Source organism: Pseudooceanicola atlanticus (assembly GCF_000768315.1).
Taxonomy (GTDB): Bacteria; Pseudomonadota; Alphaproteobacteria; order Rhodobacterales; family Rhodobacteraceae; genus Pseudooceanicola; species Pseudooceanicola atlanticus.
This window is the reverse complement of the sequence record NZ_AQQX01000001.1, coordinates 1-20824: the sequence shown is the minus strand read 5'-3', so window position 1 is coordinate 20824 and position 20824 is coordinate 1. Positions and strand designations below refer to the sequence as shown.

Here is a 20824-nt window from a genome sequence, read left to right as displayed (position 1 = left end):
CCCATGCCAGAGATTTCGATCATCCTCGCCGGGTTTGCCGATGCCTTTACCTGGGTGAACCTGCTGTTCGTGATGCTGGGCGTCGCGGCGGGCCAGATGGTCGGGGCGATCCCCGGCATCGGCCCGATCATGGCCATGGCCATCGCGATCCCCTTCACCTTCGCGCTGGACCCGCTGGTCGCGATTTCCTTCCTCGTGGGTGTCAACAAGGGCGGGCTGTTCGGCGGCGCGATCCCCGCGATCCTGATCAACACGCCCGGCACGCCCGATGCCGCGGCGACGACGCTGGACGGACATCCGCTGGCCAAGGCGGGCAAGCCGGTCAAGGCGACGCGCATGGCGCTGTTCGCGTCCGTCACCGGGGACACGGTGTCGGATATCGTGCTGATCACGCTGGCCGCACCGCTGGCCGGGCTGTCCCTGCAGATGGGCCCGGTCGAGATCCTGGCGCTGATGATCTTTGCTTTCTCGATCATCTCGGGACTGATCGGGGATAGCCTGATCAAGGGGCTGATCGCTGCCGTCGCGGGCCTGCTGCTGGCCACTGTCGGGCTGGACCCCGAACATGGTACGCCTCGCTTCTACTTCGGCTATTTCGAGCTTTATGACGGTGCGTCCCTTGTTGCCGTGGCCATCGGCATGCTTGCCGTGGCCGAGATCTTTCGCCGGATCGCTGCGGCCCGCCGCGCCGGGCCGCAGCCCGCGATTTCGCTGGGCAATGACGATCCCGCGGCGCAGCGCGTGTCCTGGGCGGAATATTGGGGCTGCCGCTTTGCCATAGCGCGGGGCGCGGCGATCGGCACCCTGCTGGGCGCCATTCCCGGCATCGGATCGACCGCCGCCGCCTTCATGTCCTACAGCGCCACCAAGAAGACCGGCACCGGAGGCGGGCCGGAATTCGGTCAGGGCAACCTGCGGGGCATCGCCGCCACGGAAAGCGCCAACAGCGCCGTCATGGGCGCCAACCTGATCCCGCTTCTGGGCATCGGGATCCCCGGCTCCATCGGGGCGGCGCTGCTGATCTCGGCCTTCAAGATCCACGGTATCCAGCCCGGTCCCCTGCTGTTCCAGACCCAGGCGCGGCTGATCTACGGGCTGTTCGGCGCGATGCTGATGGCCAACCTGATGAACCTGCTGATCGGGCAGGTGTCCCTGCGGCTCTGGGCGCGGGTCATCCGGGCACCGGAAAGTGTCATCTTTCCCGCCGCGCTGCTGTTCTGTTTCGTAGGCGTCTACCTGTCGACCGGCGGTCTGTTCGGCGTCGGGCTGATGCTGGTCTCGGCCTGCGTGGGCTACGTGATGATGGCCTTCGGCTACCCCGTCATCGTCTTCATCATCGCCTTCTTCCTTGGCGCCGGGTTCGAACGGGCCCTCAGCCAGTCGCTGGTGATCCTCGATGGCAATCCGCTCGCGGTGGTTCAGCACCCCGTCGCGCTGGCTTTGCTGATCCTTGCCGCCGTAACCGTGATATGGCTGTCCCGCGGGCGAGGCTGACCCCGCACAGCCACCGACAGGAGCGTCCCATGAACATCCTTTTCATCATGTATGACCAGCTGCGGTTCGATTACCTGTCCTGCGCCGGTCATCCGTCCCTGAAGACGCCGAATTTCGACCGGGTCGCGGCGCGGGGCGTGCGGTTCACCCAGGCGCATGTGCAATCGCCGATTTGCGGCGCGTCGCGGATGTCGTTCTATACTGGGCGCTACACGTCCAGCCACGGCGCGCAATGGAACGGATACCCCTTGCGGGTGGGCGAGATGACGATGGGCGACCACCTGCGCAAGCTGGGCATGGGCTGCTACCTCATCGGCAAGACCCACATGATCGCCGATGCCGAGGGCATGGATCGTCTGGGCCTGTCGCCCGACACGGTGATCGGCGCACGGCAATCGGAATGCGGGTTCGACGCGATCATCCGCGATGACGGATTGTGGGGCGAAGGGCCGGACGGGTTCTACGACCAGAAGCGAAGCCCCTATAACGAATACCTCAAGGAAAAGGGCTATCCGTCGGAAAACCCCTGGGCCGATTTCGCCAATGCCGGCATCTCGGACGACGAGATTGCCAGCGGCTGGTTCTTCATGAACGCCGACAAGCCCGCGAATATCCGCGAGGAAGACAGCGAAACCCCCTGGCTGACCGACCGCACGCTGGAATTCCTGGCGCAGGCCGATGAGCCCTTCTGTGCCCATATCTCCTACATCAAGCCGCATTGGCCCTATATCGTTCCGGCGCCCTACCACGACATGTTCGGCCCGGCCGATGTGCCGCCCGCGACGCGCAGCGACAGCGAACGGGACAATCCGCATCCGGTCTACGGCGCCTTCATGTCCAACAATATCGGCAAGTCCTTTTCCCGTGACGAGGTCCGCGAAAAGGTCATCCCCGCCTATATGGGCCTGATCAAGCAATGCGACGACCAGCTGGGCCGCATCCTCGATCACCTCGAAGCGACGGGCGCCATCGACAACACGATGATCGTGCTGACCTCGGATCACGGCGATTACCTGGGCGATCACTGGCTGGGCGAAAAGGACCTGTTCCACCAGCAATCGGTGAAAATCCCGCTGATCATTGCCGATCCCCGGACCGAGGCAGACGCCACCCGCGGCACCACCTGCGATGCGCTGGTCGAGGCAATCGACCTGACCGCCACCTTCATCCAGGCCGCCGGCGGCGACGTGCCCGACCACATTGTCGAGGGGCGGTCGCTGCACCCCTTCCTCTTCGGGGAAACGCCCGGGAATTGGCGCGAGGTCGCGATCAGCGAATACGATTATTCCGTCACCAAGATGCGCGACATGCTGGGCGTGAAAAGCCGCGATGCGCGGCTTTTCATGGTGTTCGACGGCCGGTGGAAGATGATCCATGCCGAGGGTGGCTTCCGCCCCATGCTGTTCGACCTGGAAACCGACCCGGAAGAATTCAACGACCTGGGCGACGACCCCGCCTATCAAAACCAGATCGACCGGCTTTACGATCACCTTCATGCCTGGGCCCTGCGGATGTCGCAGCGCGTCACCCGGTCCGAGGCGCAGCTCGAGAGGATGCGAACCCGTGCCGCCAAGGTCGGGATCCTGCCCTTCCTCTACGACGGCAGCGAGGTGCCGGAGGCCCTGACCGCGCGCTATCGCGGCAAGGCCCCGGCGGATTACACCAAGGACTGAGGCTCAGCCGCGGAACTGGCGCTGGAACTTGGCCATACCGCCGATCCAGCGGCCGTAATTCGATACCTTGGCCTCCATGTAGCCCTGCACCTGCGGATGCGGCAGGATCAGGAAGTCCTCGTTCCGAATGCCGTCCAACGCGGAATCCGCCACGGCCTCTGCGGTCAGGACACCGTCACCGGATTGCGGGCCGTCGCCACCGATCCCGCTGAGCATCGGGGTGGCCACGCCCTGCGGACACAGGATCGACACCCGGATCCCCTCGTCCCGATGCGAGATTGCCAGGTTTTCGGCAAAGCCCACCGCGGCGTGCTTGGTCGTCGAATAGGTGGCGCTGCCGATCTGGCTCAGCAGGCCCGCGGCGCTTATGGTATGCAGAAAATGGCCGCCGCCCCGCGCGATCATCCGGGGTACGAGAATTCGGGCGGCATGGATATGGGCCATCACGTTGACCTCCCATGCGGCCTGCCATTCCTCGGCAGAGGCCCCGGCGGCATTGACCACTGCCGGGTCGAACCCGTTGGCGATCCCGGCATTGGAACACATCAGATCGACCGGGCCGTGATCCTCTTCGACCTTGTCTATCATGGCTTCGATCTGGGCACCGTCCCGCACGTCGACGCGGGATCCGGTTCCTCCGATCTCCTCCGCGACGCGGGCGGCGCCCTCTCCGTCCAGGTCACAGACATGGACATGGGTCGCGCCATCCCGCAACAGCGCCCGCGCCAAGGCCGCGCCGATCCCCTGTGCACCGCCGGTGACAATGGCCACCTTTCCCGCAATTTCCATCATGCTCCTCCCAAATGGCATACCATTTCTTGTCAATCCTGCCGCCCGCTCCTAGAAGCGGGGCAGATCGTTCCCTGAAAGGCGTGACATGAACCCGACCCTGCCGCAATGGATTACCGACCTCGACCAGAGCGCCCGGCACGACGTGATTCCGGCGGGCGATGTCGCGATCCACTGGCGCAGCTGGGGCGAGGGAGAACCGCTGATCCTGCTGCATGGCGGCAGCGGGTCCTGGATGCACTGGGCGCGCAATATTGGCCCGTTGTCCGAACGTTACCGCGTGATCGTGCCCGACCTGCCCGCCTTCGGCGATTCCGACAGTTTCGAAACGACCAGCCTGGATGCCTACGGCGCGCTGCTGGTTCCGGGGATCCGCGCGCTGACCGACGGGCCGGTGCGGATCGCCGGATTTTCCTTTGGCAGCGTCATCGGGCTCTCGCTGTTCGCGCACGGGATCAACGGGCCGGATTACGTGATGCTGGGCTCTCCGGTGCTGGGCAAGGTGCACCCGGTCACGGATCAATTGCAGAAATGGCGCGGCCTGCCCGATCCCGCGGACCGGCTGGCGGCGCATCGCAACAATGTCGCGATGCTGATGATCCACGACCCCGCCAAGGTGACGGACGAAGCGGCGGCGATCCAGATGTCCCACGCCGAACGGGCGCGCGGACGGTATCGCGGGATTTTCCATGGCATCGACGTGCTCGCGTACCTGTCGCAACGCGCGGGCAAGCTGTCGGTTATCTATGGCGATCACGACGCCCTGTGCTGGCGGCATCTGCCGGAACGGCAATCGCTTGTCGAAAAACTGGAGGGGGCGGCAGAGTTTACCCTTCTGCCCGGTGTCGGGCACTGGGTGCCCTACGAAGCCGCCGATGACGTCAACCGGCGGCTTCTGGCGCTATAGGATCAGCGGTCGCGGAACTGAGGTTCGCGCTTTTCAAGGAAGGCATTCATGCCCTCGGTCTGGTCATCCGTAGCGAAGAGCGAGTTGAACAGGCGGCGTTCGAACAGCAGACCTTCCTGCAGCGGCACTTCGAAGGACCGGTTCACGGCCTCTTTCGCGGCCATCACGGAAATCATCGACTTCTCGGCGATCTTCGCAGCGGCGCTCATGGCTTCGTCCATCAGCTTTTTCGCGGGCACGACACGGGACACGAGGCCCGAACGCTCTGCCTCTTCGGCATCCATGAAGCGGCCGGTCAGGTTCATGTCCATCGCCTTGGCCTTGCCGATGGCGCGGGTCAGACGTTGGGTGCCGCCGATACCGGCGATGACGCCAAGGTTGATCTCGGGCTGGCCGAACTTGGCATTGTCGGCCGCGATGATGAAATCGCACATCATGGCCAGTTCGCAGCCGCCGCCCAGGGCATAGCCCGACACGGCCGCGATGATCGGCTTGCGGACACGCGTGATCGCGCCGGTTTCGGTTGCAAACAGATCGCCACCGAACACGTCGGTAAAGCTCATCTCGCTCATCATCTTGATATCGGCGCCGGCGGCAAAGGCCTTTTCGCTGCCGGTCAGGACGATGCAGCGCACCTTGTCGTTGCCCTGGGCAGCGGTCAGCGCATCGGCCAGTTCGCCCAGAAGTTTCGTGTTCAGCGCGTTCATCGCGTCCGGACGGTTGAGTTTGACCAGCGCGATGTGGTCCTCAATCTCGACGATAATCGTCTCGTAAGCCATCTATTTGGACATCCAGTTGTGAGTGTTAGCCGCGATTCCCTAACACTTTGCCCCTTCGGATCAAGTTATCTTTGGCATTGCGAACAGTAGAAAGTGGACCGTCCGGATTGCACGATCCGCCGAATCGTCTCGCCGCAGCCGGGGGTGCGGCAGGGCTCTCCCTCGCGGCCGTAGACATCGAAGGAATGCTGGAAATATCCCAGCTCTCCATCGGCTTGCCGAAAATCCTTGAGCGATGATCCCCCGGCGGCGATCGCCCGGTTCAGAACATCCCGGATGATCGGAACCAGGCTGGCGATCCGATCGGCGGCAATCCGGTCACATCTGCGGGTCGGGGCGATACCTGCGCGAAACAAGGCTTCGCAGACGTAGATATTACCCAGCCCCGCCACCACGCGCTGGTCCAGCAGCGCGGCCTTGATCGGCGTCCGGCGCGGTTTCAGCGCGGCGATCAGGTAGGGTTCGGAAAAGGCGTTGCCGAAAGGTTCGGGCCCCAGCGAGGCGAGCAGCGGATGCGCCTCTCCGTCCGACGTGGCGAACAGGTCCATCGCCCCGAAGCGGCGCGGGTCGTTGAAGGTGATGCGCGCGCCATTGGCCATGTGAAAGACGACGTGATCGTGTTTTTCCGGCGCCGGGTGGTCATGTACGAACCGCCCCAGCGGATCGCCCGACACGGTCATCCGTCCCGACATGCCGAGGTGGATCAGCAGGGTCTCGCCCCGGTCCAGATCGGCCAGGATGTATTTCGACCGTCGCCGCAGCCGGTCGACCCGCGCCCCGGTCAGCCGGGCGGCCATGTCCGGCGGAAAGGGCCAGCGCAGGTCCGGGCGGTTCACCTCGGCCTTTTCAATCACGGCCCCCTCCATCGCCGGGCTCAGGCCGGTGCGGACGGTTTCGACTTCGGGCAATTCGGGCATGGTAGCGGCGTGTCCCTGGAACCTGTTGACCGAAAGGGTATTCCACGGCGCGGCAGGCTTGGCCAGATGGCCGGACCTGAAAACCCCGCGAGCGGGCCCAACAGGACCCTCGACAGGGACAAAGCCGCGCATTGGGCCTGTGCCGATTTGACGGTTTGTCCTTCCGTCCCAACTATGGCACTGGGTTCAAGCGCGAATTCAGCCGCAACGGAACAGATCATGAGCGACCAGAAAACCACGCATTTCGGGTTTGAAACCGTCCCCGAGTCGGAAAAGGCCGGGCGCGTTCAGGGGGTCTTCGGGTCTGTCGCCTCCCGCTATGACGTGATGAACGATGCGATGAGCCTTGGCATCCACCGTCTGTGGAAGGACGCGATGATGGACTGGATCGCTCCGCGCGCCGGTCAGCGCCTGCTGGATGTCGCGGGCGGGACCGGGGATATCTCCTTCCGGTTCCTGAAACGGGCGGGCTATGGCCATGCCACCGTTCTGGACCTGACCGAACCGATGCTCGTCGAGGGCCGCAAGCGGGCCGAGGCCGAAAGGATGGCCGACAGTCTCGACTGGGTGGTCGGGGACGCGATGGCATTGCCCTTCGCCGACAATTCCTTCGACGTCTACACGATCAGCTTCGGCATCCGGAACGTCACCCGCCCCGAAGATGCCCTGGCCGAGGCCTATCGCGTCCTCAAGCCCGGCGGCCGCCTGATGGTGCTGGAATTCTCGCAGATCCCGACGCCGGCGCTGCAATGGGCCTATGACCGCTATTCGTTCAACATGATCCCTGCCATGGGCCAGATCATCGCCAATGACCGCGACAGCTATCAGTACCTTGTCGAATCCATTCGGCGTTTCCCGGATCAGGAGACGTTCCTCCAGATGGTCCGCACCGCCGGGTTCGAACAGGCCAAGTACCGCAACCTGACGCTCGGCATCGCCGCGCTGCACTCCGGCTGGAAGATCTGAGCCATGCGAGGCCCCCACAATATCTGGCGCCTTGTGCGCACCGGCGCGACCCTGGAACGAACCGGCGCGATGAAGGTCGTGCTGGATGCCTATGACGCGCCGCCGCTGCTGCGGATGGCCGCGCGGATCGTCGGCTGGCCCTTTCAGTGGCTAGGCGCCAAGGGCGACACCACCATGCCGCCCGCGACCCGGGCACTGACCGCGCTTGGCCCGGCCTACATCAAGTTCGGCCAGGTCCTGTCGACCCGGCCCGACCTCGTGGGCGATGACCTGGCCGTGCAACTGCGGGTTCTGCAGGACCGCCTGCCGCCCTTTCCGATCGCCACCGCCAAGGCCACGATCGAGGAAGAGCTCGACCATCCGGTCGATGACCTCTACTCCGAATTTTCCGAACCGGTCGCCGCCGCGTCCATCGCGCAGGTGCACAAGGCCCGGCTTCGCGAAACCGGAGAGGCGGTCGCCGTCAAGGTTCTGCGCCCCGGTATCGAAAAGGCCTTCCGCCGCGATATCGATGCATTCTACCTCGCCGCTTCGATCATCGAATTCCTGTCGCCCGCGTCGCGCCGGCTGCGACCCAGCGACGTGATCGCCCATTTCGACGGCGTCGTGAAAGGCGAGCTGGACCTGAGGCTTGAAGCCGCCTCTGCCTCCACCTTCGCGTCCAATACCGAACATGACGACGGGTTCGGCCTGCCGCGCATCCGCTGGCAGCAAAGTTCGCGCCGGGTCATGACGATGAGCTGGGTCGAAGGCACGTCGATGGGCGACAACGACGCGCTGGATGCCGCGGGCCATGACCGCAACCGGCTGGGCGCGCAGGTTCTGACGCTGTTCCTGAACCACGCGCTGCGCGACGGGTTCTTCCACGCGGACATGCATCAGGGGAACCTGAAGGTCGCACCCGACGGCAAGATCATCGCCTATGATTTCGGGATCATGGGCCATATCGACGAATATACCCGCCGGGTCTATGCCGAGATTCTCTACGGCTTCATCAAGCGCGACTACGACCGGGTCGCCAAGGTCCATTTCGAGGCGGGCTATGTTCCCGCGCATCAGGATGTCGATGAATTCGCCCGCGCCCTACGCGCCGTGGGCGAGCCGATCTTTGGCATGGATGCCACCAAGATCTCGATGGGCCGGCTGTTGTCCTACCTGTTCGACGTGACCGAACGCTTCGGCATGGAAACTCGGACCGAGCTGATCCTGCTGCAACGCACGATGGTCGTTGTCGAAGGCGTCGCGCGCAGCCTGTCCCCTCAGATCAACATCTGGGAAATCGCCCGGCCCGTGGTCGAGGAATACATTCGCCGCAACCTTGGCCCCCGCGCCCTGGCCCGTGACCTTGGCCAGACCGCCGAGGTCCTAGCCCGCTTCGGCCCGCGCCTGCCGCGACTGGTCGAGCGCGCCCTGATGGCCCAGGTCGACCGCCCCGAAACCCAGCCGCGCCGCCGTATCTGGCCCTGGCTCGGCCTTGGGATCGGTCTGGGTGCAGGCGGTGCCGCGTTGCTCGGTTTCCTGCTTTCCTGACAAACCATGTGAACAAGGCCACAGTGAATGAAGCCAAATAACGCTACAGACCGCTTCGGCCCTATGATTTGCAGACTCCCTCTACTAGAGTGGCAAAACCACTCGGGTGTGACGGAGAATTCATTGAAACGCCGCCTTTTGAACGGTCTTGCTTGCGGGCTTATTGCACTCGTACCGGCGCCGCTTTTTGCTCAGTCCCTGGTGACGACCAGCACCAACACATACGGCACGCCCGGCGGTCTGATCGACATGCCCACGGCCGAAGTCGCGCCTGATGCCGAACTGTCCACGACCATAGCGCATTTCGGCGGGACCACCCGAACCACACTTACGTTCCAGATCACACCGCGCCTTTCGGGGTCCTTCCGGTACTCCGCTCTGAAGGGGCTGCAGGTCCCGGTGCGCGGCCAGATCTACCCGACCTATTACGACCGGTCCTTCGACCTGTCCTACCAGGTGCTGCGCGAAGGTCAGTACAACCCGGCGGTGAAGGTCGGGCTGCGGGACATGATCGGCACGGGCCTTTACGGCGCTGAATACATCACCGCAACCAAAGGCTTCATGGATGGCCGCCTGCGTGTCACCGGTGGTCTTGGCTGGGGGCGGCTTGGCTCTTTCAATTCGTTCAGCAGCACGGGCACGCGTCCGACAGCACTTCTTGGGACGGGCGGTGTTCCGACCTATGACCGCTGGTTCCGCGGCCCCGTCGCAGCCTTCGGCGGCATCAGCTACCAGGCGACCGACAAGCTGAAGTTCATGGTGGAATACTCGTCGGATGCCTATCCAGACGAAACCGTCACCTCGAACATGTTCCAGCGCAAATCGCCCTGGAATGTCGGGCTGACCTACGACTTCAACCGCTCGACCTCTCTCTCGGCCTATTACATGTACGGCTCCGAACTGGGGGTCGCGCTGAAATTCGCTCTGAACCCGCGCAGCTCTGGCCCCGGTTCCGTCGAACAGGCACCGTTGCCCGTGGCCGTGCGCCGCGCCTCGGCCGCTGATCTGGGCTGGGCCAGCGACCCCGCCAAACAGCAGACCGCAGCGAACGGCCTGAGCACCCTGCTCGCCTCGCAAGGGGTCGAGGCAGAGGCCGTGCGGTTGACCGGCAGCACCGCGCAGGTCGTCGTTCGCAACGAAACCTACGGAAATACGCCGCAGCTGGTGGGCCGCACCGCACGCGCGATGACGCGGACGCTGCCCGCCTCGGTGGAAACCTTCGTTGTCACGCAGACCTACAAGGGTGTGCCCGTCAGCTCTGTCCGTCTGAAGCGCAGCGATATCGAGGCGCTGGAGAACAGCGACGCCAACGCGATCCTCGCCCGCGCCGAGTTCACCGACGGACTTGAAAACCGCGCGCTCTACCAGGACAGCCAGGCTGGTTATCCTCGCTTCGACTGGAGCTTTGGGCCCTACGCCAAGCTCGGCGTTTTCGACCCGGTCAACCCGGCTCGGCTCGATATCGGGCTCAAGCTTGACGCAAGCTACAATTTTGCGCCCGGCTGGGTGGCGGAAGGCTCTGTCTCCTCGCGGCTGGTCGGGAACCTGTCGAACATCAACACGCTGCCGCCGAACTTTGCCTCGCCCAACCCGCCGCCCGTCGTGCGGTCGGATTTCAAGCAGTACAACCAGGGTCACCGCCCCGGCATCGACTACCTGACGCTTGCCAAGTACGGCCGCCCGGGATCAAACCTCTACAGCCGCGTGACCATGGGCTATCTCGAACCGATGTATGCCGGTGTCTCGGGTGAATTGCTGTGGAAACCCGTCGACAGCCGCCTCGCCCTCGGGGTCGAGGCCAACTATGTCGCCAAGCGCGACTATGACCGGCTCTTCGGGGTTCAGAACTACGATGTCCTGACCGGCCATGTCTCCGCCTATTACGATTTCGGCAACGGCTTCCACGGGCAGCTGGATGTCGGGCGTTACCTCGCTGGCGATTACGGCGCGACCGTCTCGCTGGACCGCGAATTCGCCAATGGCTGGCGCGTCGGCGCCTATGCCACCAAGACCAACGTGTCTGCGCAGAATTTCGGCGAAGGGTCCTTCGACAAGGGCATTCGGATCACCGTGCCACTTGATTGGGCAACCGGCCAGTCTTCGACCCGCAAGCAGAACATCGAGGTCCAGTCGCTGACCCGCGATGGTGGTGCGCGGCTGAACGTGAACGGGCGGCTTTATGATCGCATCCGCGAGACGCACCAACCCGACATGGCCAAGAGCTGGGGGAAATTCTGGAGATGACAGGTATCATGACCTCCCTCGCCCGTGCCGCGGGCCTTGTCGCCATGCTGGGGGCACTGTCCGGCTGTGGCTCTGAAGGGCAAAGCAATCCGCTCCTCCTGACCGGCAAGGCCATCAAGGCACGACTGACCCCACAGGACACGACGCCGGCAGACCCGACCCAGGTGGCGCAGCAGGCGCTTGCCACAATCCAGGGCCCGGTGACGATGATCCAGATCCCGTCGTCTGGCGTGATTGGCACTGTCCAGCCCATCGAGACCAACGGCGTGCACACCACCTGGGGCAGCGCGAACCGCCGGTCCTTTACTCTGGTCAACGGCTTCCTGACCGGCACCCGCGGCTTCGGGCAGGACTTGATGTCTTCCGATGCCATGCAGACCATCGGTCTCATCCTGGCCGGCAAGGAAGGACGCGCGCAGCATGTGATGCGCTACCTCACGCCCGAGGATACCATCACCACGATCAACGCAACCTGCGATATCCGCGTGACGTCCCGGACCAAGGCGAAAACCGAGATGTCGGAAACATGCAGCGATGGCGATCTGAGTTTTATCAACACCTACACGGTGTCGGGTCAGACGATCGTACAGGCGCGGCAACTGGTCAGCCCGGCGCTCGGCTACGTGACCCTCACGCGTCTGCGCTGATCCGGACCGCCAAAATGCAAAAGGCAGCGCCGAAGCGCTGCCTTTCGAAAACTTGGTGATCGTGAACCGATCAGGTGCCTTCGGCCGCTGCAACGGCGACTGCGATAACAGCAACACCGCCGATGATTGCCAATGCCGGAACGCTGACCACGCCCTGGGTCGACACGAACGGATCAGCCGGAACAGATGCGTCCTGAGCGGCAACCGGAGCTGCGGCGGCAGTTGCGATCGCGGCGACAGCTGCGAATTTTGCAAACTTCTTCATAACTTTCTCCATGGTTTTTGGGCACGACACCCTGAACACTAGTTCGCTTATGGCACAGGGCAATCTGGAGCCAAAATACTTTGTGCCTCGATCCGGTGACAATCGGCAGGTCTGTGCCACTCTTGCACCTTTCCATGGCTGTTCACGAATACGAAAAGGTCTCTTAGCCAGCCAAGGCGCTGTTCACGATATCCAGCTCAAGCTCGACACCCCTGTCCGACTGATTCCGAGCCCGCTCCTGGCCCCAAAGCGCATAGGCCGCGAGGCGCAGATGCAGATAGGGCCTCAACTGCCGGTACCGCTCGGGAATCACGGGGTCACGATATGCGTTCAGGAACGTCTCGCATTCGACATGACCGAGAATCGCCCCCCGATATTCCATCTGCATGGAGGGGGACAGGAACACCGCCAGATCCTCGCACGGATCGCCAAGTCCCGGGCTTTGCCAATCTATGAGACACAACCCTTGAGGCGTTTCGACGATATTCGCGGCAACCGGATCGCCGTGCAAAGGTCGCAAGTCATGGGCCGGCAGTGCCGCCACTCCGGGAGCGTCAGCCAAACGTAACAGGCTCTCTCGCATCCGGTCGGGTACGGCACCGCATTCCGACAGGATCGCTGATGCAGAGGCCAGCAAGGCCGCCGATCCGGTGGGCCTCTGCCTCAAGCCGCGGAACGGGTCCAGGGCGTGCACTTTGCGCAACAACGCCGCTACGGCGGATGCATCAGCGCCCCACGACGACCCGGTCAAGAACCGATAGACGATGGCTCGGCCATAGAGCCCGGAAAGAAACAGCACTGGCCTCGGCGCCAGATCACCGCCCAACCGGGTCAGGCAGGCGAACTCGGCAAACGGATCATTGTCGAACAAGGGCGTTGCTTCTCCGGTGAACCATTTCACCACGAGGCTGCCGGCCGGATGGTCCACCCGCCATACCTGGTTGGTCTTGCCCAAGGGCATTGCGGACCATTCGGTGTCGTCGGAGAGGGCAAGCGCCCGGCTCACCGCCCGGCGCAGTTCCACCCTGTCCTCGCAGATGTCTGACGTTCGAATGGGCAAGGCGCCGGGTCTTTCCTTCAACTCCCACGTTCCTACGCCGAGGCCGATGATCAGGGCAACCGACAGTTCCTCTGGAAACAGAGCCCAAAAACAGCAACGCCCGCCAAAAGGCGGGCATTTGCCAGGCGACCTACTTCAACTGGAAGAAGAAGTATGGCGGCTTGCTGCCAGACGAGATGCGGCGGCCAAAGGCGCTCGAAGACCAGAGCACGCGACTGAACAAGATCGTGGTCGATCAGACTCTCGACCGGGAGATGTCGCAGGATGTGATCCTGCACAAGTTCTGAAGCCCCATCTCGCGCATGCAAGCATGCGCTGCCGGGCTGAGCGCCCACTGGTTTGTGAGACCTGCCGATGCCCGAGAAAAGTTGGAAGAGTAGCGTAGACACTATAAAGAAGACCAACCCCGCAGCTCGATCGGATACAAAGTAAAGTCCCGGTGGCGCAGCCAGCCCGTAATCATAAGAAAGTCGGAAAAATCCCGCGTCCGGCGGTCCACTGTTGGGTAGCAGAGCAGCAGCCCGGGGACTCTCCGGAAATCGGGGGAGAGTCGGGTCTCAGGTCACACTGCATCGGCTATGCCGAACGGGACTGATGAATGGGAACCGCTCAGAAAATCTCGATATTCGCTGCGGTCACTTGGGCATTTTGCTCGAAGGTGGCGACCAGCTCCTGCACGGCACCACCGGCGCCGTCACCGTCGAACCAGAGCCGTCCGGACGCCTGGTCAAAGACGAAGCGGTCGTCGGCATCCGCCGCCACCGTCCCAACCACGAAGAGAGCCGCGTCGAGAACGCCCGCCGCGAGCCCGCCGAAAACCGAACCCTTCATCTTCAGGACATCGCCTTCGTCGGCTTCGTTGACGTTGAAGTCGATGATCCGGTCGACATTGTCCGCCCCGATCGCCCGGTCGAAGACGAAGGTGTCCGCTCCGGCCTGGCCCTTCAGCACGTCACGCCCCTCGCGGCCGATGATGGTGTTATCGAAGGGGGTGCCCACGATTGTGTTGTCGAGCCCGTTGCCGATCCCGTTCAGGTTCGCCGGATCGCCATCTTTCTTAAGGATCTTCTGCATCCAGAGCCGCTCGACATGCGCGTCAAGCGCGTGACTGCGAAACGCCTTCACCGTGTCGAGCCCGCCGTCTTCCGTTTCGACGGCCATGTCGCCAGGGGCGCGGATATGATAGGTGTCGTTCCCTGCGCCGCCGATCAGCGTGTCGTTGTTCTTGCCACCGTCGAGGATGTTGTCTCCCGCATTGCCGGTGATGACGTTCGATAGCCCGTTCCCGACCCCCCTTATGTCTGTAGTGCCGGTCAGGGTGATGTCCTCAATATGCGCCCGCCCCGCCAGGTAGTCGACCGCGGCCATCACGTGATCCCGACCGTCCCAGCTCCGGCTTTCCGAGACCCGGTCGCCCGCATTGTCGATGTGGAACAGGTCGCCACCCGGACCGCCGATCAGCCAGTCAGCGCCGCTGCCGCCGTCCAGCGTGTCGTCGCCCGCCGCGCCAAGCAGCGTGTCGTTGCCTGCCGCGCCCCAGAGGTCGTTAGCTAGGGCATTGCCTGCGATGCGGTTCGCCCCGGAAAGGTCGCCGCTGTCGAGGAAGTCGAAGCGTTCCAGCCGGATATCCTCCCCGATTTCCCAGGCCAGCACGATATCCTGATCGTCCAGCACCAGAACGTCCGCCGTCGCGGGGCCGCCCGGGCGGGCATTCTCGGAATCCATATCGGCGGGGACCATCTCGCCGGTCAGGCGGGCGCTGACCGGACGACCTTCGGCATCGAAGCGCTGTACCTGCTGGCGCATCGGGTCGTCCACCGTCGCTGGCTCGCGCCAGGTCACCACGAAGCCGCCGTCGTCGGTGGCCTCGATGGCCGCCTGCACTTGGGCACGGCCCTCACTGTCGGCAATCCACGTGAGCGGCCCCTGCGGGACGCCATCCGCATCGCTGCGCTGCACGACGATATCGAGACTGTCGTCCGGGCCTGCCTGCTGCCAGGCGATGGCCAGGCTGCCATCCGACAGGGTCGCGATATCAGCCAGCGCCGCCGGGCCCGCAGCCACCGCCGATACGGCAACTGCGCCGCCCGACAGCGCGCCATCCGACGCGAAACGCTGCAGGTGCACCCGGTCGTCACCCGCCCCGGCGCCGCCGGTCCAGATCGCGACGAAGCCGCCATCCGGCAAGGCCGCAAGTTTCGGCTGGCCGGTGACGACAGGGGTTTCGGTTCCGAAGGTATGCTTGGTGTCGATATCGCTGTTGAGAATGAAGCGCAGTTCAGAGGCATCCGTGTCCGCGGCGCGCTGGTGCCATATCACCACCGCGTCGCCACCGGACAGCGCGACGAGGTCGATGCCATCGACTCCGCCTATGGCGGGGGTGTTTATGTCGTAGGATAAACTGCCGAGGTTAATGCCCTCGGAAGAGGGGTCCGATCCGGGGGCAAATTCCCTGAGAATCAGACGGTATTCGATCACACCGCCCCCCTCGCCGCCATAATCGTTCTCGACCGCCAGGGAGACCGCCACTCGGGTGCCGTTCGCAAGGGTCTCAATCATGGGAAACAATGCATCATCATTGCCCCCGCCCCCCAAATAGATCGAGCTTTCCCCTGTCACGATCTCGATTGTTGAACCATCCGCGTCGAACGCGATGCCGTAGGCACTCTGATAAATATCATTCGACCAAGCAATGTCGTAGCCGTCGCCGTTGTCGGAGAGATGCGGGAAGGTTTTTGCGTAGGCACTGCGTCCAAAAGGCCACGGAATCTCGGCCCCCGTCGAGAGAAACCCGAATCCGGGCAGTGCCACCGCGGCCGTGGCCCCGAGCGGGGACGCACCGAGGTCGCCAAGGTCGACCGCAGCGTCGATCCGGGCATTCCAGTCCGCCTGCGACAGGACATATGTCGTGCCGGTCGCGCCTTCGATGATCTCTCCGTCGCGTAGCCACTGAACGGCGGTGCCGTCCGGCGCCTCTGTCTCGCCAAGTACCAGGGTCAGGGTGCGGCCGACCAGGGCCTCTCCGTCGATGCGGTAATCACCGAAGACGCCCGCACTGATCTCGCCGATGGCCTGGCGGGTTGTCTCCTCAGGTGCCTGTGCGGTGCCGAACCCGGCCCGCAGACCGATCTGTGCGCCCTCGTCCGCGAGGGTCAGCCGGTAATCGGCCTGCGTCGCGCCGGATATCTCCTGGCCGTCCCGCAGCCATTGCCAGGCGGTCTCGGTGCCGGGATCACCATCGGGCAGGATCAGTCGCGCGGTCAGCACGCTGCCGACCTCGCGCGCGCCCTCAACGGCGATCACCGCCGGCGCGTCGACCGGATCCACCGCGATCCGCTGCGCCTTGAAAGGACCGGTCCGTTCGCCCGAGACCTGGTAGGTGCCCCAGTGCACCATGACCTCGCCATCCGCCTGTTCGAACATGTCCAAATTGCCGAAGCTCGGTTCGGACCCTGTCAGGGTTTGGTCCGGGCCAGAGAGCTCGATCGCTGCGCCCAGGGCCTCGCCCGTGGTCGCGAAGCGCTGCACATCAATCCGGAAATCGTCGCCGCCCAGGGCCACCAGTGACGCGACGAGGAAGCTGCCGTCGGTGAGCGCCAGGCTTTCGACCCGACGCAGGCTGCCGTCTTCGGGTGCGGCCACCGTGAAGGAGGGGCCGTAGAATCCGCCGTCAGGGGCCAGGATGCGGGCCAAGCGGTCTCCGGACGGCGCCCGGTAAATCGCGGCGAGCATGCCCGCGCCCAGATCGAGCAATGCCTCGGTGCGTTGGTCCCCGGCGGTGCTTTCGCTGACCTGCATCGGGTCGCCAAGCGGCTGACCTTCGGCATCATGGCGTTGCAGGAAGGCGCCCAAGCCGTCACCGTCCAGGGCGCCAATGGTGGTGTAGGTCACCAAGGTGCCGTCTTCCAGAAGCGTGGCCGAGGCCAGGTCCCCACCTTCACGACGGCCGATGATCTGCGGTGCGCCCGTCGCCTGCGCCGCGGCGTCGAAGCCCTGGGACCAAGTGACGATGTCCTCGCCGACCTCGACCCAGCCGATGGTGAAGCTGCCATCGACCGCCTGGTCGAAGTGCCAGTCCCGGGCAGGGCCCGCGACGGTGTCCATCAGAAATGCGCTGCCGATGGTCGAACCGTCCGGGCCGTAGCGCAGCAGCTTGTAGGGCGTGGCTTCACCATCCTCGGTCTCTGCCTGCGGCAGGTAGGCCAGGAACCCGCTGCTGCCGAACCCGTCGAAATCAACCGAGTTGTTGACGATCCGCTGTCCGTCCGGCCCACCATGGATGATCTCGCCGTTTTCGTCAAAGACGGCAATCCGCGTTCCCCAGACCGTGAAGCCCCATGCGTACCATTCCGCGAAGACGGTTCCGTCGGGCATCGGCACGATCCGCCCCTCGGAGCCATACCCCATCCCGGTATCGTCGCCGTCAGCGTAGTATTCGGTGAATGCGCCGATGGTCCTGATGTACTGCATGATCGCCGTCTCCTCACAGATGTTGCGCCGGGGCCAGTCGCCGCGTCATTGCCTATTGATAGTGAGCGACTCGTCAGGGAACCGCAACCAACAGTGCGGGCAGGCGTTGTTGGGCAGCCTCATCTGACTGGTCCAATTTGATTGTTAGCGGATCAACGAACTGCATATCGGTCTCAAGGGCACTATGTCGGCGCTCTATCTCACGGACCTTGCCCAGAAGACCCCTCGCGGGCTCGAAGGCCGCGTGTATGCCGGCAAGTCCGCAGGGGATCAGCTACGGGTACACTCTCGACCGACGCCCCCCTGCCCTATGGCAGAATGAGCACCGGCGACCGGATCATCGATCCCGATCAGGCGGCGATCGTCCAACAGGTCTTCGAACGTTACGCAATGGGCGAGAGCGCACGGACGATCGCCGCGCGTCTCAATGCCGAGCACTTGCCTGGCCCGCGCGGCGGCACCTGGAGTTTCTCCACGATATCCGGAAACTGGAAACGCAGCACCGGGCTTCTTAACAACGAGCTCAATATCGGGCGATTGGCCGTCTATCAGCAGAGCTATACGCCGGACCCCTTGATGGGCAAGCGCCAGGCCCGACCGACCCCGCCAACTCCTCTCTCGTCTCGTCATCTGCGGATACTGCGATGCGGGCTACATCATGGTCAGCGCCTCGCGTTACAGCTGCTCAACTGCACGCAACAGGTAACCTGCAACAACCGCAAAACAATTCCAAGAACCGAGATAGAGGAACCCGTGCTTGGTCGATGAATTGGTCGTCTCCTGGCAAGCATAGGAGCGCTTTGAGCACCTCGATATCCGGGGTAAGCTTTTGGAAATGCTGAAAACGGCGACGCCCGCCGAAAGGCGGGCGTCGCGGTGTAGGACTTTGGTTGCGGGAGTAGGATTTGAACCTACGACCTTCAGGTTATGAGCCTGACGAGCTACCGGGCTGCTCCATCCCGCGCCAAGTTCGGGTTGTCTAACGGATCCCTTTGGGGCCTGCAAGGGTCGGGCGTCGTAAAAACGTCAAAAATTTTTGGGTTCATGATTAGGTTTATTAGTGTTTAGAAACAGTTGCTTGATCGTTGCCTCGACACTTCGCCCAAATTGCGAGCCTTCGTCTTTACCGCCGATATGCAAAACGACTCGGTTCACGCGAATGAACCGAGTCTCTCAGGTAATCCAAAGCTGGGTAATTGGCTTACTGCACCCAGGCGTAGCGATGCAGCAGGCGGTCGCCCAGCATCCGGTCACGCGCTTTCGGGCTGCCGCCGCCGGGCGTCCAGCGGATCGTCACGGCGAGGTTCTCATAGCTGTTCTGCCCGCGATAGGTGCCCAGGCCGTAGCCCACCTCGGCGGCGATGGAGAAATCGCTACGGCCGATCTGGTACTCCAGACCCAGCCCGGCCATCGACCCGTCCTCATCCGCTTGCAGGCCCAGGCGAACAGCCATCTTCGGCCCCGGATACCAGGTCGCTTCCATCACACCGGCCAGGCCGGAGGTATCCGTGCGACCCGGCACAACCGCTTTGGAGGTCCAATAGCCTGCGGTACCGCGCAGCGAATAGTTTCCGCCGAAATACTCGTAGCCCGCCAGCAATTCCCCCGTCGTGGTGATATCGCTGGCGTGGTTTACGCGGACACCGCCGGCCACACGATGCGGGCCGTAATCCTTGAAGTAGAGAGCCTCGACCCCGAAGGTCGCCGGATAGGCGCCCGAGAAGTTCTCGTTCCGCGCGGCCAGCAAGAACTCGACCCGAGTTCCGCCGTCCGGGCGGCTCCAGGTCAGGCCGATGGGCAACAGGAACAGATCGTTGTCGGTGGTGGGCCGGGTTTCGCGCGCGGTATAGCCGAACTCCAGGTCGACACTCTGGGCCATGGCCTGGCTCGAGACAGAGACCGACGCCGTCAGCATCGCGGTCAGGAAAGCAAGTTTGCGCAGCATGAATGAACCCCCGGCGGTAATATCGATGACCTTGTGTGACTCACTCTGGGAATGAAGTACAGGAACGATCGGCCGCGCGGTGTCAGAACAATTCGTGCATCCACTCCGGTAGCTTGGCGCGATAGGGCTGGAAGTTCTTGTTCAGGAACTTGTGCACATTGCCCCGGCGCACCCGCAAGCGATCGAGGTCTGCAAGCGCGGAGGCAAACATGTCGTCCCAGCTGGCCTCCGGCGTCTTGCGAAACCCACGGAAGGCCTGTCGGCTACGCTGATCTGCCCGCCGCCACGTGGCGAGCGGCTTGCCTTCGGACTGGAACTCATCCCAGCTTTCGATGGACCCCCAGGCCATGTCCTCGCGAACCGAATTCCGGCGCTCCAACTCCTTGAGGTTGGCAAAACGCAGGTGGATAAGCGCCAAATCCGTCAGCAATTCCGGCTTTTCGTCCATCATCCCATGCGCGCCGTCCGAAAAAGCGCCGGGTTTCTGGATGATGCAGGACTTGCTGTAGAAAGGGGAAAACACCGCGCCTTCCATGTTCGGCGCAAACCTGGCTCCGGCATCGACCGCCTCGCCGGAACTGTCTTCGGCGAAGACCTCGAACCCCGGGACGCAGCGCGGCGCGTCACTGTCCATCCAGTCCAGTGCATCCTCGAATGACACTTCGGGGTCGGTGGGAACCAGGAACTCGTCGACATCCAGGCAGATGACCGCATCATAATATCCGGTCAGGGCCGAGGCATATTGAGAGAGAAATCCCCATCGACGACGGTCAAAATAGACATCGTTCGGATCCCGTGGGACAGCGATCAGGTGGGCATCGCCCAGCATTTCGGGAAGACCCGTCTTGTCACCATGGGCCACGACATAGAGGTTCTCCTGACCGATCAGGTTTCCGTAATATTCCAGCCAACGGCCAAGGAACCAGTTATCCTTGTAAACCATCGTCACGGCAGCAATTTTCATGCGTCCGTCCTGTGTTCCACTCGACATCCCCCATATCCCAATGGCGGGCATGCCAAGTCAAGGCACAGTGGCAAGACGCTGGAAACGCGTGTGATGTCGTTTTGTTTGTTGGATTGATCGTACGAGAGAACGAGGGGCTTTCTAGGTCTGGCGGCGACCTACTCTCCCACGTCT

The 20824-nt window shown here is 63.4% G+C and carries 16 protein-coding genes, 1 tRNA gene and 1 pseudogene; 9 read left to right on the top strand and 9 right to left on the bottom strand.

Annotation, left to right across the window (positions count from 1 at the left end; genetic code table 11):
* Window positions 1-3 precede the first annotated feature (3 nt).
* On the top strand, window positions 4-1494 hold the full coding sequence (locus ATO9_RS00085) for a tripartite tricarboxylate transporter permease (RefSeq protein WP_043743471.1): 1491 nt from the start codon (window positions 4-6) through the stop codon (window positions 1492-1494).
* 29 nt (window positions 1495-1523) lie between these two features.
* Window positions 1524-3167, top strand: coding sequence for a sulfatase-like hydrolase/transferase (locus ATO9_RS00080; RefSeq protein WP_043743468.1), 1644 nt, complete (start codon window positions 1524-1526; stop codon window positions 3165-3167).
* A gap of 3 nt (window positions 3168-3170) precedes the next feature.
* Here the strand turns inward: ATO9_RS00080 and ATO9_RS00075 are convergent, their stop codons facing one another.
* On the bottom strand, window positions 3171-3956 hold the full coding sequence (locus ATO9_RS00075; RefSeq protein WP_043745334.1) for an SDR family oxidoreductase: 786 nt from the start codon (window positions 3954-3956) through the stop codon (window positions 3171-3173).
* Window positions 3957-4044: 88 nt separating this feature from the next.
* Between ATO9_RS00075 and ATO9_RS00070 the strand changes: the two genes are divergently transcribed.
* Entirely contained in the window at window positions 4045-4863 is an 819-nt protein-coding gene (locus ATO9_RS00070; RefSeq protein ID WP_052418002.1) for an alpha/beta fold hydrolase, read from the top strand.
* A 2-nt stretch (window positions 4864-4865) separates the two neighbouring features.
* On the opposite strand, the gene ATO9_RS00065 is transcribed toward ATO9_RS00070, so the two are convergent.
* Both ATO9_RS00065 and mutM read right to left on the bottom strand, forming a co-directional pair.
* Complete coding sequence (locus ATO9_RS00065) at window positions 4866-5642, bottom strand: enoyl-CoA hydratase (protein WP_043743466.1); 777 nt, start codon at window positions 5640-5642, stop codon at window positions 4866-4868.
* 65 nt (window positions 5643-5707) lie between these two features.
* A complete protein-coding gene (gene mutM, locus ATO9_RS00060; protein ID WP_043743465.1) occupies window positions 5708-6559 on the bottom strand; it encodes a bifunctional DNA-formamidopyrimidine glycosylase/DNA-(apurinic or apyrimidinic site) lyase in 852 nt (283 codons plus the stop codon).
* 219 nt (window positions 6560-6778) lie between these two features.
* Here mutM and ubiE point away from each other — a divergent pair, with 219 nt between their 5' ends.
* The 4 genes from ubiE (at window position 6779) to ATO9_RS00040 (ending at window position 11946) form a co-directional block, all read left to right on the top strand.
* The gene (gene ubiE, locus ATO9_RS00055; RefSeq protein ID WP_043743464.1) at window positions 6779-7525 is read left to right on the top strand and encodes a bifunctional demethylmenaquinone methyltransferase/2-methoxy-6-polyprenyl-1,4-benzoquinol methylase UbiE; all 747 of its coding nucleotides are present in this window, start codon (window positions 6779-6781) and stop codon (window positions 7523-7525) included.
* A gap of 3 nt (window positions 7526-7528) precedes the next feature.
* Window positions 7529-9055, top strand: a complete 1527-nt coding sequence (ubiB, locus tag ATO9_RS00050; protein WP_043743461.1) for a 2-polyprenylphenol 6-hydroxylase — start codon at window positions 7529-7531, stop codon at window positions 9053-9055.
* Window positions 9056-9178: 123 nt separating this feature from the next.
* Window positions 9179-11299 (top strand): YjbH domain-containing protein, encoded by a 2121-nt coding sequence (locus tag ATO9_RS00045; RefSeq protein ID WP_238318640.1) that lies wholly within the window; start codon window positions 9179-9181, stop codon window positions 11297-11299.
* Entirely contained in the window at window positions 11296-11946 is a 651-nt protein-coding gene (locus tag ATO9_RS00040; protein WP_081979391.1) for a YjbF family lipoprotein, read from the top strand. The genes ATO9_RS00045 and ATO9_RS00040 overlap by 4 nt, the downstream gene beginning before the upstream one ends.
* 70 nt (window positions 11947-12016) lie before the next feature.
* On the opposite strand, the gene ATO9_RS00035 is transcribed toward ATO9_RS00040, so the two are convergent.
* A complete protein-coding gene (locus ATO9_RS00035) occupies window positions 12017-12211 on the bottom strand; it encodes a hypothetical protein (RefSeq protein WP_043743453.1) in 195 nt (64 codons plus the stop codon).
* A 163-nt stretch (window positions 12212-12374) separates the two neighbouring features.
* On the bottom strand, window positions 12375-13292 hold the full coding sequence (locus ATO9_RS00030) for a phosphotransferase (RefSeq protein WP_156127726.1): 918 nt from the start codon (window positions 13290-13292) through the stop codon (window positions 12375-12377).
* A gap of 83 nt (window positions 13293-13375) precedes the next feature.
* On the opposite strand from ATO9_RS00030, the pseudogene ATO9_RS00025 reads away from it, so the two are divergent.
* Window positions 13376-13552, top strand: a pseudogene (locus ATO9_RS00025) (transposase); the annotation flags it as partial.
* 328 nt (window positions 13553-13880) lie between these two features.
* On the opposite strand, the gene ATO9_RS23295 reads toward ATO9_RS00025, so the two are convergent.
* On the bottom strand, window positions 13881-17741 hold the full coding sequence (locus tag ATO9_RS23295) for a calcium-binding protein (RefSeq protein WP_052417999.1): 3861 nt from the start codon (window positions 17739-17741) through the stop codon (window positions 13881-13883).
* 318 nt (window positions 17742-18059) lie between these two features.
* Here ATO9_RS23295 and ATO9_RS23785 point away from each other — a divergent pair, with 318 nt between their 5' ends.
* Window positions 18060-18509 carry a recombinase family protein gene (locus tag ATO9_RS23785; protein ID WP_081979390.1) on the top strand — a complete coding sequence of 150 codons (450 nt, stop codon included), beginning with the start codon at window positions 18060-18062 and terminating at the stop codon, window positions 18507-18509.
* A gap of 119 nt (window positions 18510-18628) precedes the next feature.
* Here ATO9_RS23785 and ATO9_RS00015 read toward each other — a convergent pair.
* From ATO9_RS00015 to ATO9_RS23290, 3 genes are all read right to left on the bottom strand, one after another.
* Window positions 18629-18705, bottom strand: a tRNA-Met gene (locus tag ATO9_RS00015).
* Window positions 18706-18942: 237 nt separating this feature from the next.
* Window positions 18943-19686 (bottom strand): hypothetical protein, encoded by a 744-nt coding sequence (locus ATO9_RS00010; RefSeq protein WP_043743451.1) that lies wholly within the window; start codon window positions 19684-19686, stop codon window positions 18943-18945.
* Window positions 19687-19768: 82 nt separating this feature from the next.
* Complete coding sequence (locus ATO9_RS23290) at window positions 19769-20650, bottom strand: glycosyltransferase family 2 protein (protein ID WP_052417998.1); 882 nt, start codon at window positions 20648-20650, stop codon at window positions 19769-19771.
* Between the last annotated feature and the right edge of the window lie 174 nt (window positions 20651-20824).